At 68.6% G+C, this 14,319-nt stretch carries 8 protein-coding genes and 1 pseudogene; 3 read left to right on the top strand and 6 right to left on the bottom strand.

The features are described 5' to 3' along the window. Positions 1 to 140: 140 nt before the first annotated feature. The 4 genes from ACIP2X_RS08145 to ACIP2X_RS08160 all read right to left on the bottom strand — a co-directional run bounded on the left by ACIP2X_RS08145 (position 141) and on the right by ACIP2X_RS08160 (position 1,469). Positions 141 to 383 carry a hypothetical protein gene (locus tag ACIP2X_RS08145; protein WP_401669176.1) on the bottom strand — a complete coding sequence of 81 codons (243 nt, stop codon included), beginning with the start codon at positions 381 to 383 and terminating at the stop codon, positions 141 to 143. Positions 384 to 437: 54 nt separating this feature from the next. Further along, on the bottom strand, positions 438 to 629 hold the full coding sequence (locus tag ACIP2X_RS08150) for a hypothetical protein (protein WP_401669178.1): 192 nt from the start codon (positions 627 to 629) through the stop codon (positions 438 to 440). Between the two features lie 64 nt (positions 630 to 693). Continuing rightward, complete coding sequence (locus ACIP2X_RS08155) at positions 694 to 801, bottom strand: hypothetical protein (RefSeq protein WP_401672232.1); 108 nt, start codon at positions 799 to 801, stop codon at positions 694 to 696. Between the two features lie 122 nt (positions 802 to 923). Continuing rightward, the gene (locus ACIP2X_RS08160; protein ID WP_401672234.1) at positions 924 to 1,469 is read right to left on the bottom strand and encodes an AAA family ATPase; all 546 of its coding nucleotides are present in this window, start codon (positions 1,467 to 1,469) and stop codon (positions 924 to 926) included. 831 nt (positions 1,470 to 2,300) lie between these two features. On the opposite strand from ACIP2X_RS08160, the gene ACIP2X_RS08165 reads away from it, so the two are divergent. The 3 genes from ACIP2X_RS08165 (at position 2,301) to ACIP2X_RS08175 (ending at position 13,068) form a co-directional block, all read left to right on the top strand. Then, on the top strand, positions 2,301 to 5,882 hold the full coding sequence (locus ACIP2X_RS08165; protein ID WP_401669180.1) for a LamG-like jellyroll fold domain-containing protein: 3,582 nt from the start codon (positions 2,301 to 2,303) through the stop codon (positions 5,880 to 5,882). Positions 5,883 to 6,125: 243 nt separating this feature from the next. Continuing rightward, positions 6,126 to 12,554 (top strand): RHS repeat-associated core domain-containing protein, encoded by a 6,429-nt coding sequence (locus ACIP2X_RS08170; protein WP_401669183.1) that lies wholly within the window; start codon positions 6,126 to 6,128, stop codon positions 12,552 to 12,554. An 85-nt stretch (positions 12,555 to 12,639) separates the two neighbouring features. Further along, the gene (locus ACIP2X_RS08175) at positions 12,640 to 13,068 is read left to right on the top strand and encodes a hypothetical protein (protein ID WP_401669185.1); all 429 of its coding nucleotides are present in this window, start codon (positions 12,640 to 12,642) and stop codon (positions 13,066 to 13,068) included. 21 nt (positions 13,069 to 13,089) lie between these two features. Here ACIP2X_RS08175 and ACIP2X_RS08180 read toward each other — a convergent pair. Then, positions 13,090 to 13,956 (bottom strand): annotated as a pseudogene (locus ACIP2X_RS08180) (IS5 family transposase); the annotation flags it as partial. A 45-nt stretch (positions 13,957 to 14,001) separates the two neighbouring features. Further along, on the bottom strand, positions 14,002 to 14,175 hold the full coding sequence (locus ACIP2X_RS08185) for a hypothetical protein (RefSeq protein ID WP_401669188.1): 174 nt from the start codon (positions 14,173 to 14,175) through the stop codon (positions 14,002 to 14,004). Between the last annotated feature and the right edge of the window lie 144 nt (positions 14,176 to 14,319).

The following is a 14,319-nucleotide window of genomic DNA, read 5'->3' on the forward strand; positions in this document are numbered from 1 at the left end:
CTGACACGAGCTGCCGGTACACGGATGGCCCACGGTGCCGACAAGAACCTTCGACGCCCCGGCCGACCACGCGATGCGCCTCGACGCCACCCCCGCAACTCATGCCCGGCCCTCGCCGACACCCCGAATGCGCGCCGTGATCACTCCGACAATTGCCGCATCTCGATCACGTGCAGCCCTAGCGACTCACAGCGCAGCAACAGCCTGTACAGCTCGGACGGCTCATCGACGGATCCGAACAGCACGCTCTGCCCACCCACGACCACATGATCCAGCTCAGGAAATGCCTTCACGAGACTCAGCGACATTTCACCGTCGATACGAAGCTCAACTTCAGATGCCCTGTTCCCACCGCATCGGGGGACGCCGACCAGACCTGCCATGGCCAACATGGCGTGATCCGTCCGACCGGGCCTCACCCGGAACAGGTGAGACCCCTAAGGCCAGCTGACCAGCACGTGATCGGTGTCCTCGTCGGTGAGGGTGAGGCGGGCGCCGGGCATGCCGCCGTACTTCCCGACCCACCTCCGGAACTTGCCGCTCGCAATCTCCTCACTCCCCCACCAGCCGTGCTGCACCGGCCGGCCATTGGCGGTGAGCAGCAGGTGGAAGCGGTGAGGGCTGGTCATGCGAGGCGGATCCCTCTCCACCATCCGGGCTCGCGCACGATCGCGGCTTTCGCCTCGAGCTCGGTCAGCTGGTAGTGCACCGAGGCCCTGCTGCGCATGCCGACTGTTGCCCGATCTGCTGAATCGTCGGTGCATGGCCGTGATCGGCGATGTGCCGACGGATACAGGACAGGACGCGTTCCTGGGTGTCGGCCCTGGCACAAGCGCTCGCTGCCTACCCAGCCGGTGTCACTCACAGCCACACGATCATGGAAATTGAGCCAGAACCCGTTCTCGTGGACAAAGCCACTGGTGTCAGCGGTCCAGGGGTGGCAGGTGGGCCAGACCGGTGTCGATCATGAGGCGGTCGACGGTCTCATGCAGGGCGCTGCCGGCGCCGATGACGGTCTCGACGCCGCCCGGCAGCAGATCGCGCGTCCGGTACCAGTCCCGCAGCTGGGACTCGTCGACGTCGTCGGCGATCGGTTTGGTGGCGTGCCGGGCGAGGGTCTCACCTAGGGGCACGTCCAGGTAGTAGCCGTGGGTCGGGCCCAGGTGGTCGGCGCGCAGCTGGGCGAGCATGTCGCCGTAGCGGTCGGCGTAGAGGATGCCTTCGACGACGACGTGAAATCCGGCGTCCAGGGCGTAGCGGGTGGTCAGGTCGATCAGACCGATGTTCGCGGCGCCGGGCCGGTCGTGCTCGCGCAACACGATGCGGCGGAGGTTGTCCTGGCCGACGATGGTTAGGCCGCGCCCGAACCTCTCGCGGACGCCGGCCGCGACGGACGACTTGCCCGAAGCGCTGTTGCCGCGCAGCACGACCAGCCGCGTCTCTTCGGTTCCCACCCTCACGAAGACCACGTTACCGACCAGCGGCGACACCCCTGGGACGCGCGCGGAGGCCACCGAGCTGCTAGCGGAGGCCGTCGCGGCGGCGGTGGGGGGCACACAGGCACGTGTGAAGTCGAGTCTTCAACTGCTGTGCGCGCAAAGGCAGTTGTCGCCTCGCACGTGTTCGCGTTAGGGAACGGGCGTCGAGTCGACGCGGGACGAGTACGGGCTTGTCGGGCAGCGGAAGAAGGGTTCGCACGACGGCTGAACTCAGGCCATACGAGCCGCATTTTGGCAGATCAGAGATAGTCGGACAGGGTCTCGGCAAACTGTGAAAACGCCATGTACGCTGCCTGCGAGCACTTCAGGGGTGGGGTGCGGCACGGGGGGTGCTCATTGTTCATACATTGCAAAGGGGCCGGATCGGACGTCACCGTCATCGGTGACCTGACCGACCGCGTTCCGCCTTCGCCGTCCGGTCGGCGGGCCGTCACCCTCGCCGCCGTCTGACGTTCTCGGTACCTGCCTTCGACTGACGCTCGACTTCGCGAGCAGAAGTCGTTTCGACCTCCCTCGCATTCGAACGTAAGTGCTGGTTTCTTCCTCGTTCCGCCCACGGTGTGGGCGTCCTCACGAAATGGTGCAGCTCATGTCCACGCTCACACGGAGACCCTCATGACACCGATCCGACGACGCGCAGCGCGCTTGACGGGAATCGGAGTCGTGCTGGCGCTAGCGCTGACGGCCGTTCCGGGCCTGCCACTCACCATCGGCCCGGCAAGCGCTGCTCCGTCGGAAGCCTCCACCGCACTGTCCCCCTCCGAAGAGGCGCTAGCCCGGGCCGAGGCGAGCGGCGAACGCGTGGAGGTGACCGGGGAGCGCACCGAGCGTGACACCGTGTTCGCCAACCCCGATGGCAGCACGTTCACCCTGGAGAAGTCGATCGTCCCGGTCCGGGTCGCCACCGCGAACGGCGGCTGGACCGAGCCCGACGCCACGCTGGAGAAGCGCGCGGACGGCTCGGTTGCCCCGCGGGCCGCCGCCGTGGAGGTGACCTTCTCCGGCGGTGGCTCCGGAGAAGGCCTCGTGACCATCGGCGAGGCGGGCCGGTCGGTCTCCCTGGGCTGGGCTGGCACACTGCCCGAGCCACGCCTGGACGGCAACCGCGCCGTCTACGAGAACGTCCGGCCCGACGTCAACCTCATCCTGACGGCTACCTCCGAAGGCTTCCGCCAAGTCCTGGAGGTAGAGACGCTGGAGGCCGCCGCCGCGCCCGAACTGCGCACTATCAGCTACGGCCTGGACACAGACGGGCTCTCCGTACGGGCGGGCGCCGCCGGCACCATGGAAGCCGTCGACGGCAACGGGCAGGTCGTCTTCCGTTCGCCGAGCGCCCAGATGTGGAACTCCGCGGGCGACAGCGGGCAGACCTCCGCCGCCGACGGCCCGTCGGCGCAGACCGCCGGCGCGCACCCGCTCGACGCCGAGCCCGCCCTGGTGCCGGTGACCGGCCCGGACCAGGCGGACCCGCTCGACGGCCCCGGTCCCGGCGACAAATCGGCCATGATGGACGTCGTCCTCGACAGCAACGCGCTCCACGTCACCCCAGACGACGCGCTCCTCACCGACACCGCCGCGGACGAACTCCCGCTGTACATCGACCCTTCGGTCGAGCTGAACGAGTCCGAGCGCACGGTGCTTTCCTCCGACGGCGATGTCTTCTACAACTTCTCCGGCGGCACCAACGGCATGAGCGTCGGCAAGTGCGGCTCCGCCGTGATCGGCGGCATCTCGTACTACTGCGGCAACGGCTATGTGAACCGCATGTACTTCGAGTTCGCCCCCGACAAGCTCAAGGGCAAGCATGTCCTCGACGCCGAGTTCCGGGTCACCGAGACCTGGTCCTTTTCCTGCGACGCGCGCTGGGTCGACCTGGAGCGCACCAACAACATCTCCTCGTCCAGCAAGTGGCCCGGCCCGACCAAGCTGGACCAGATGGGCGACCGCCATGTCTCCGCCGGCCGCGGCGACGCCTGCTCGCCCTCGCAGCCCAAGGCGCCGATCCGGTTCGCCGACAATCCCGAGGAGACGGACGAGAACCTCACCCCGACCGTCCGCTCCTTCGCCAACGGCTCGTTCCCGCGGCTGACACTGATGCTCATGGCCAAGGACGAGTCCGACACCGTCTCCTGGAAGCGCTTCGACGACGACGCCGTCCTCACGGTCGATTACGTCAGCAAGCCTGCCACCCCCACCGAGTACGGCGTCAAGGCCGGCGCCGGGCGGGTGTGCAGCAAGACCGAGTCGTCCCCGAGCACCATCACCGACCCCAGGCCCGACCTCCTGGCAACCCCGGAGACGGCCGCCGGCGGTGAGTCCGGGGCCCGGCTGCGGATCTACTTCGACGTCGACGTCAAGAATGGCACCACCTGGTCCGACGCGCCCGAGCCAAGCACTACCTCGTACAAGCCGACCAGCGGCTTCGCCGCGTACAGCAGCACGCTGAAGGGCTTCCCGGCGCAGACGAAGGACTGGGACACCGCCCTGGAGGACGGCAAGCTCTACCGCTACCAGGCCTTCACCAAGTCCTACTACAACAGCGACCAGAGCAACCTGACGAGTTCGGCCAGCCCCTTCTGCTACTTCCGCGTGGACAGCAAGGCACCGCAGAAGCCGAGCATCACTTCCTGGACCACGTACAGCGAGTGCGTGTCGGGCGGTAACTGCCTCGCCGCCGGCGGCCCCGGCACCGCGGGCACCGCGGTGTTCGGTCCGGCCCCGGGCGAGACCAGCACCAACAACGGCTACCGCTTCCGGCTGTCCACCGACGCCGCCTGGTCCGAGTGGAAGGCCGGCTCCACCTACAAGGCGACTTTCACCCCGCCGTCCTCCGGCACCTACCTGCTGCACGTCCAGGCCAAGTCCACCGCCTACCCGCTCGGCGGCGACGAGCAGATCGTCCGGTTCCTGGTCAGCGAGGGCCCCAAGCCCGTTGCCCACTGGAACTTCGACGAGTCAGGCGGCGCCGCCGTCGACACCTCCACCACCGACAGCTCCCTGCGCGACGACCTGACCCTGTCCGGAGCCGTGCGCACCCCGAATGGACGCCGCGGCGAGATCGTCAAGCAGCCCGCGACCGACACCACACCCGCGGTCATGGGCCCGGACCAGGCGCTGAAGATGTCCGACTCGGGCTACGCCGCGACCACGAAGCCGGTCCTCCAGACGGCCGCCGCGTACACCGTGGCGACCTGGGTCCGCCTCGGCGCCACCGGCCGCAACCTCACCGTCGCCGGCCAGGACGGCACCTACTACAGCCCCTTCTTCCTCAGCTACTGCGAGGACGTGCAGACGTGGTGCGTGCGCCTGGCCGACGCAGACGTCGTCAGTACCTCGCTCAGCAACCAGCGTGTCAACGCCAAGGACCCCGCCCAGGTGGGCTCCTGGACACACCTCGCCGTGACCGTCGACCACGACAGGAACGTCCTGTCGCTGTACGTGAACGGACAGCTCCAGGGCACCGACACGATCACCTCGAATTGGCCGGCGGGCGGTGCGTTCCAGATCGGCCGGGTCAAGTACAAGGGCGCCTACGCCGACGCCTTCATCGGTGAGATCGACGAGGTCACCCTCTGGCAGGCGGCCAAGTCCGCCGAGGAGGTCGCTGACGAGGCCCGGCTGCTCGACGGCGCCAACGGCACCGGTCTGCCGCACCTGGAACTGGTGGCCGACCTAAAGGCCGACGGCGCATCCGGCACCACCCTCCAGGACACCACCAGCAACTACGGCCCCACGCTCACCCTCGGCAGCGGCGCCAAGCTGGACGGCGAGTCCGTCGTCCTGGACGGCTCCGGCGGAGCCGAGTTCGGCGCGCCGCTCGTCGACGCCACCGGCTCCTTTACGGTGGCCGTGGAGACGAGGGTCGACGGGGCCGCGCTCAAGGACAAACCGGACGGCTACCGCGCCCAGATCCTCGGCCAGCGCACGGCGACAGGGTCCTCCTGGGGCCTGTGGTTCGAGAAGACCGGCGTCGACACCACCGGCCACGAGGTCCTGGACGAGAACGGCGACCCCGTTATCGACGAGACGACCGGCGAGCCGCTGTTTGAGACCTGGGCGCTCGGCCGCTGGCACTTCGGCCGGCTCAGCGCGGACGGGTCCGGGGTGTCGGTGCGCAGCGACGAGGTGGCCGTGCTCGGCACCGAGGTCGAGCTGACCGGCGCCTACGACGCCCACACCCGGCAGATCTCCCTCTTCCTCATCGACCGCCAGGGCGAACCCACCGCCTTCACCGCGACCGCGAGCAGCGGCGGCGCGGCAGTCGGCAAGGGCTGGCTGAACAGCGCGTGGGGCAACCACGTGCCGGGCCGCGTCAACCACATCCGCCTGTGGGCGGGCGCCGTGCAGAGCGCCCACCACAAGTCGGCCGTGGTCGGCGACTGATCACGGCCGTCGAGGCCGGCCGACCTCATCCCTGAGGCAGGGGCGCGGGACGCACAGCCCGCGCCCCTTCTCCTTCTCACCCCCTTTCTTCTCCACCTGCCACACCCCCTTTCTCCACCTCCCACCAGAAAGCAGACCGTGTTCAGACCACGTTCGCCGAGGGGAGGGAACCGCACCGGCCGACGGCCGGTGGTCGGTGCTCTCCTCCTCGCATTGCTCGCCGCCCCGGTGGTGCCCACCGGCGTGGCCATCGCAGCAGACCGCCCCGGCGCCCCCGACTCCGCCGACACCCGGGTCAGCAAGGTCCACCCCGTCACCGGACTGGGCGCGAAGAACGCCCGCAAGCGGGTCACCCGGGACGAGAAGGCCAACCAGCGCCTGATCACCGAAGCGCGCGAGGAGCGCCGTATCTCCTGGCCGGCCGCCGGAACCACGCGGGACTCCCTGGCGCAGCGGTCCGCCGACGCCGTCGTGGACGTCACCGCCGATCCGAAGGCCAGCGCCAAGCGGCCCTCCGGGGTGGCGACCGTGCGCATCCTGGACCGGCGGGCCACGGAGCGAGCCGGGATCACCGGCGTGCTGTTCACCGTGGGGACCGAGCGCCGCGGCACCGCCCGGCTGACGGTCGACTACAGCGGCTTCGGCTCCGCGGTCGGTGGCAACTGGGCGACCCGGCTCGGCCTGGTGAAGCTGCCCGCGTGCGTGCTCACCACTCCGGAGAAGGCTGAGTGCCGCACCACCACACCGGTGGCGTCCGACAACGACGCGAGCGCGCAGACCGTGACGGCCCGCACAGCCCTCGCCGCCAGCAGCACGCCGACGGTGATGGCCCTCGCGGCCGAGTCCGGCACCACCTCGCCGGCCGGCGCCGGCGACTTCGCCGCTACGCCGCTGTCCGCCTCCTCGGCGTGGCAGGCGGGCGAGTCGTCCGGCTCCTTCTCCTGGTCGTACCCGGTAAACCTGCCGCCGGCACCGGCCGGCCCGGTACCGCCGCTGACGCTCGCGTACGACTCCGGCTCCATCGATGGCCGCACCGCCAACACCAACAACCAGGGCTCCCAGGTCGGTGAGGGCTTCTCCCTCACCGAGTCCTACGTCGAGCGCAAGTACGGCTCGTGCGAGGACGACGGGCAGACCGACAAGCACGACCTGTGCTGGAAGTACGAGAACGCCTCGCTCGTGCTCAACGGCGTCGCCAACGAGCTGGTCAAGGACGACACCTCCGGCAAGTGGCGGCTGAAGAACGACGACGCCTCCCAGGTTTTCCATGAGGTCGGCGCGAACAACGGCGACGAAGGCGACGACATCGTCAGTGGCAAGGGCGACGGCAAGGGCGAGTACTGGAGGGTCGTCACCGGCGACGGCACGACGTACACCTTCGGCCTGAACATGCTGCCCGGCGCTGGCGCCGAGCGCACCGACTCCACCTGGACCGTCCCCGTCTTCGGCGACGACAGCGGCGAACCCGGCTACTCCTCGGGCACCGGCTACTCCGGCCGCGCCAAGACCCAGGCCTGGCGCTGGAACCTCGACCTCGTGCAGGACGTCCACGGCAACGCGACGACATACTGGTACACCAAGGAGAGCAACCACTACGCCAAAAACGGCGACAAGACGGCCCTCGCCTCCTACGTCCGCGGCGGCTATCCGACTGAGATCCGCTACGGACAGCGCGCGGACGCCCTGTTCACCGGTGTGCCCTCCGCGAAGGTCACCTTCGACTATAAGGAGCGCTGCACGGCCTCCTCGTGCGAGTCGCTCACCAAGGACACTGCCGCCAACTGGCCGGACGTGCCCTTCGACTCGATCTGCTCGGCTTCCGAGACGGACTGCCTGTCCAGCGGCCCCGCCTTCTTCACCCGCAAGCGCCTCACCGAGATCCACACCCACTGGTGGTCCACGGCCGCCGAGCCGGATGCCTTCAAGCCGGTCGACTCCTTCGCCCTGACTCAGGCCTTCTTCGACGGCCAGGACATCGGCAACAGCTCCGACCAAGTCCTCACCCTCACCGCGCTCAAGCGCACTGGCCTCAACGGTACGGCCGAGTCCCTGCCGGAGATCGGCTTCACCTACCAGCAGCGGCCCAACCGCGTCGACGGCGGCACCCAGCCCGGCGGCGGCGACATCCTTCCGCTGACCCGGCCCCGCGTCTCCACCATCACCTCGGAGACCGGCGCCGTCACGACCGTGGACTTGTCCCACCCGGAGTGTGTGCGCGGCAGCAGCATGCCGGCCTCGCCGGACAAGAACACCACGTCCTGCTACCCGGTGTACTGGGCCATCAACGGCGGCGATCCGGCGCTGGACTGGTTCCACAAGTACCGGGTCACGGCGGTCTCCTCCAGCGACACCGCCGCCAAGAACCCGGCGGTCGAGTACAGCTACGAGTACGACACCCCGGCCTGGCACTACAACGACGATCCTTTCACCAAGGAGAAGGAGCGCACCTGGTCCGAGTGGCGCGGCTACCGGAAGGTCACCGCCTACACCGGTGAGGTCGGCACCGTCCGCTCGAAGGCGGTCAAGCTGTTCATGCAGGGCATGAACGGCGACAAGCTGGCGGACGGCACCACCCGCGCAGCGAGCGTCGACCCGGTCACCATGCCGGGCGTCACCCTCTCCGCGGCCACCGACTCCGACCAGTACTCGGGGCAGTTGCGCCAGCAGATCACCTACGACGGCGCTACGCCGATCGCGTTCACCGTCAACAACTTCTGGTCCAAGCAGACCGCGAGCCAGCAGAAGTCGTACGCGCACACCAAGGCGTACTTCGTGCGCACGGCTCGCAGCTACGAGCGGACCTGGCTGACGGCCGGCCAGAAGTGGCGGACCACGGCCACCTCCACCACGTACGACGACACGTATGGCATGGTCACCCACAGCGAGAACCACGGCGACTGGTCGGCGACCGGCGACGAGAGCTGCTCGCGTACCTGGTACGCGCGCAGCGACGCCAAGGGCCTCACCTCGCTGATCTCCCGGACCCGCACCGTCGCCAAGCAGTGCGCGGACACCGACGACAAGCTGTCCCTGCCCGCCGACGCCGAGACCCGCGGCGACGTGCTGTCCGACGCCGCCGTCGTCTTCGACGACCCCGCGGCGACCGGCTGGAAGGCCGACCAGACGCCGACGCTCGGCCTTCCCACCTGGACAGGCCAGCCCAAGGGCTACCCGGCCGCCAGCGGCACCGCCGACCGCAACCCCGGCACGACGTCCTGGCAGACCGTCACCGCCACCACCTTCGACACCGCGACCGCGAAACTCGGCCGCCCGCTCAAGGTGGTCGACGCCGCCGGCACCGCGACCAGCACCGCCTACTACCCGGCCAACGGCGGACCGGTGACCGGCATCATCGTCACCTACCCGAAGCTCGCGTCCAACGGCCAGACGCACAAGTCGTACACCTACTTCGACCCGGCGCGAGGCACGGTCACGTACACCCTCGATGCCAACCTCAAGCGCACCGAGCACACCCGTGACGCGCTGGGCCGGCTCACCGCGACCTGGCTCTCCAACCGGTCGAAGGCCGCGGGCGACACACCGAACGCCCGCTACGACTACGGCGTCAGTCAGACCAAGCCGTCGTGGAACTCGGTCGCCAAGCTCCAGGCGGACGGCACCACCTACCGCACTTCGTACGCCCTGTACGACTCGCTGCTGCGCCCGATCCAGACGCAGGTCCCGGCCGCGGCCGGCGGCGGGCGGGTCCTCAGCGACACCCGCTACGACTCCCGCAGCCTGGCCGTCACCACGCAAAACGACGCCTACGACAACAGTAGCGCGCCGAGCAGCACGTACACCGGAGTGGAGTACGCGCAGTCGCCCAAGCAGAACGACACCGTCTACGACGGCGCCGGGCGCGCGGTGAAGACGACGCTGTCTTCGTGGGGCGTCCAGAAGTGGGACACCACGACGACGTACACCGGTGACTCGGTGGCGACCAGCGCTCTCGAGGGCGGCACGGCGTCCCGCATGATCACCGACGTGCTCGGCCGGACCAAGGAGACCCGCACCTACTCGGGCCCGAATCCGAACGACACCGAGTACGGCGCCGCCCAGGCCACCTCGTACACGAAGGTCGGCTACACCTACACGCTGGACGGCAAGCAGAAGACGGTCACCGGCCCCGACGGATCGGTGTGGTCGTACACCTACGACCTCGGTGGCCGCCAGGTCACCGCGACCGACCCCGACAAGGGCACGACGACCACCAAGTACACCGTCCTCGACCAGGTCGACCACACCAAGGACGCCAAGAACCAGTACCTCTACTACGGCTACGACGAGCTGGGCCGCAAGACCGGGCTGTGGCACACCAGCCGCACCGACGCCAACAAGCTCGCCGCCTGGACGTACGACAGCCTGCTCAAGGGCTACGTCGACCAGTCCGTGCGCTACGAGAACGGAGTCGGCCAGGTCAACAGCAAGGCGTACAGCAAGTCCGTCGACGCCTACGACAGCCTGAACCGGCCGACCAGCACCACGCTGACCCTGCCGGCGAACGACCCGCTGGTCACCTCGGGCGCGGTCCCGCAGAACACGCTCACCTTCGGCACGGCCTACCGGCTCGACGGCAACGTCAACAACACCAAGGAGCCCGCGGCCGGCGGACTGGCCGCCGAGACGGTCGAGACCCTGTACAACGACGCGGGCCTGCCCGTGCAGCAGTCCGGCATCAGCGGCTATCTGCTGGGCGTGGACTACTCGGCGCTCGGACAGGTCCACCAGTACCAGCTCGGCACATCCACCACGGCCAAGCGTGTCTTCATCTCGCGCACCTACGAAGCGGGCACCGGCCGGCTGGTGACGTCGGCCATCGACGACCAGACCCGCGGCCCGGTCCAGGACCTGGAGTACCGCTACGACCAGACCGGCAACGTCACCGCCATCCACGACCGCGCCGACATCGGTGCCGGCCCCGACTTCCAGTGCTTTGCCTACGACGGCCAGAAGCGCCTGAGCGAGGCCTGGACGCCGAAGACGGCCGACTGCTCCACGACCGGCCGCACCGTCCCCAACCTCGGCGGCGCGGCCCCGTACTGGACCAGCTACACCTACACCGCGTCCGGCCAGCGCCAGACCGAGACCCGCAACACGGCGGTCCCGACCCCCATCACCACCACCTACTGCTACGACCCCGCCCGCAAGCACGCCCTGAAGTCGACCACGACCGCGGCGACGTGCGACCCGGCGGCAACCGCCCAGTACTCCTACGACGCGGCCGGCAACACCGAGAACCGTGTGGAGTCCGCGGGGTCCGCCACCAAGCAGTCCCTGCTCTGGAACCCCGAGGGGAGGCTGAGCAGGCTCACCGAGGGCACCGCGGCCACCGACTACCTGTACGACGCCGACGGCACCCTCCTCATCCGCCGCAGCACCGCGACGGACGGCGAGACCGTGCTGTACCTCGGAGCCACCGAGGTGCACCTAAAGAGCGGCAAGAAGTGGGCCAACCGCTACTACGCGGTGGGCGGGGCCAACATCGCGGTGCGCAGCAACGCCTCCGGCACCGAGAAGGTGCACTATCTCTCGGGTGACCACCACGGCACCAGCACCGTCTCCGTCAGCAGCGACAGCACTCAGGCGCTGAGCAAGCGGTACACCACGCCCTTCGGCGCGGTCCGCGGCAGCGCGGTCGGTACCTGGCCGGACGACAAGGGCTTCCTCGGCAAGAGCGCCGACAGCTCCACCGGCCTCACCCAGGTCGGCGCCCGCGCGTACGACACCTCCACGGGTCAGTTCATCAGCGTCGACCCGCTGCTGATGCCAGACCAGCACCAGTCGCTCAACGGCTACGGATACGCGAACAATAACCCGACGACCGTCGCCGACCCGTCCGGACTCGGCGTGCCCGAGTGCCACACCGGTGAGATCTCCTGCACGGGCGGTATCCCGGACACCGAGGCGGAGCGCAACGCCAAGGGCTGGAAGCCCAGGAAAAACAGCAGCGCCGCGGGCACCTCGTACGTCTACAAGGACGGCCGCTCCGGCAGCGCCCCGCCGGGCGCGTCGCGGTACTCGCGGAGCATCGAGGAGATCCTCTTCACCAACCACGAGATCGCGGCGATGCTCCGCAAGGAACGGGTGAATCAGATCCTCGACGGGAAGTGGGACCTCTCCAACCCCATCGACGAGATGGTCGAGGAGATGAACGAGGACATGTGCCGCCGTGGCGCGCGGGACGGCTGCGGAGCGTTCAACCTCGGCGACGACCTGAAGGACTGGCTGACGGGCGGCATGGACCGCGACGAAGCCGAAGAGGTCATGGAGCGGATCGACGAGTCCTGGAAGCGCAAGAACACCAAGAAGGGTGCCAGCGAATTCGGATTCGACAAGCCGGACGAATTCCAGCTGGCCCTGACGCTGGCGATCATGGGGCATAAGGTGATGTCCCGGAACGACGACCAGAAGGCGCCGCACGCGGGTGACGCCTGGGTCGACGACAAGCGGGCCGACTTCAAGTCGATGACGAGCCATCGCAGTGACGGACTCAAGAAGCACCTGGAGAAGGCGGACAGACATCAGCAGGTGGACGTCGCCTACGTGGACCTGCGGCCCGGCGGAATGAGTGAGGACGCCGCCAAGGACGGCCTCAGGCAGTTCTCCCACAAGGGGCATCTGGAGCGTGTCGTGATCATCGGCAGAGACTTCATGATCAACGAGGACTTCTAGGCCGGTCCTCCGGAACGGGGAGCCGCCGCCCGCCTCGGCGGGCGGCGGCTCCCCGCCGTCCATGGCAACCTGAAGAGAGATTCCTATGACAGATTTCGCGCAGTACGACGGTTACAAGAAGGACTTCGACTTCTATGTCGGGCCCGCGCAGCCGGACGGCTTCCGGAGCGGAGAATTCGGCGACCGCCTGTGGGCGGACGTCTCCCGCATCCTGGGAACACCGTTCGACGGTGGCACGATCACGCCCGACGACCACGACGGATACACCTACTGGTTCGACAACAACGACCTGAGCGCTTCCCTGTACTCCGGCCCGCGCGAACCAGGCTCGGGAGCGCTGGACCAGGTGCCCGCGATACTCACCGTGATCTCACGGTCCGAGAACGTCGCGAGTTCGGAGCTGGCCGAACGGCTCTACATCGGGCTGACCGGGGCCGACGGCTACCTCGTGGTGGTGCTTGCGGACGACGGGATGCCGATCGCCGCCAACTTCGACATCGGCGACGGCTGGTGAACCCGGCCGCGCCACCCTCATCACATTGAGAGCTGCGATCAGCACGGTCGCCTCGTAGCGGACGGCGAGCTTGTCGTATCGCGTGGCGACAGCGCGGTGTCTCTTGAGGCGGTTGATCCCGCACTCGACCGCATGGCGCTCGCGGTAGTCGACCGGGTCGAAATGCGGCGGTCGGCCGCCGCGGGAGCCGAGCCTTCGGCGGTTGCGCGCCTGGTCGGCCTTGTCCGGGATGGTGCAGCGGATCCCCCGGCGGCGCAGGTAGGCGCGGTTTCTGCGGGAGGCGTACGCCTTGTCTGCACGCACCCGTTGGGGGCGGACGCGTGGCCGGCCCGGCCCGATGCGGGGCACACGGACCTTCTCCAGCACCGGTTCGAACTGCGGCGAGTCCCCACGCTGCCCTGCCGTCACCACGATCGACATGGGCTTCTGACCCTGCTCGACGGCCAGGTGCAGCTTGGTGGTGAACCCACCGCGCGACCTGCCTAGCCCATGATCACGGGGCTCGGTGAAGACGCCACCTGGTGGTTCTTTCTGCAGGTCGCCTTGCTTGCGAGCCCCGGCCGCATGCTGATGGGCGCGGCACACCGTGGAGTCGACGCTCAGGTCCCACGTGATGGCACCCTTCGCGTCGGCCAGGGACTGGAGCCGGGTGAGGATCCGCTGCCACGTGCCGTTCCGCTGCCACCGGCGGAACAGGTCGTAGATCCGGCTCCACGGTCCGTACTCGACGGGGATGTCCCGCCATGGAACACCGGTCCGGACCCGGAACCGTATGCCGTCGATCAACTGCCGCCGAGGCCAGACGGGCGGCCGCCCTGCCCTGGCCCCCTTCGGCAACAACGGCTCCAGCACCGCCCACTGCTCGTCCGTGAGATCTCCCCGACCCATGAACCGTGATCATCCACAGTCCAAGATCCACTTTCGATACACGGCCTAGGCGCCCACCGGCGTCTTGGAGGCCACCAAGCCGATGAGCACCGGCAGCAGTTCGGCATCGCTGCGGGGCTTGAGCCCGGCCTTGGCGGCCTGTCGCAGGACGTCCCCGACGTGGGCATCGGAGAAAGCCAGCGCCTCCTGGCCTGGCGGGAGTCCGTTCCAGAGCAGCAATCTGCGCCACTTTGCGCATCTAGCGCTGCTAGATAATTCACAGCGAATACCCGCACTCCTCGAACATCGGAGTCAACCCCTTCCGGAGCCAGCGTCGTCTCACGGCACGGTGTGGCCGAGGCCGGACCGTTTTCACTCAAGGCG

Origin of the sequence: Streptomyces sp. NPDC089424 (genome assembly GCF_044749345.1) — a bacterium.
Taxonomy (GTDB): Bacteria; Actinomycetota; Actinomycetes; order Streptomycetales; family Streptomycetaceae; genus Streptomyces.

Bases quoted from the DNA above. Each gene is read 5' to 3' on its own strand.
- ACIP2X_RS08145 (WP_401669176.1), bottom strand. From the start codon at position 383: ATGGCAGGTCTGGTCGGCGTCCCCCGATGCGGTGGGAACAGGGCATCT.
- ACIP2X_RS08150 (WP_401669178.1), bottom strand. From the start codon at position 629: ATGACCAGCCCTCACCGCTTCCACCTGCTGCTCACCGCCAATGGCCGG.
- ACIP2X_RS08175 (WP_401669185.1), top strand. From the start codon at position 12,640: ATGACAGATTTCGCGCAGTACGACGGTTACAAGAAGGACTTCGACTTC.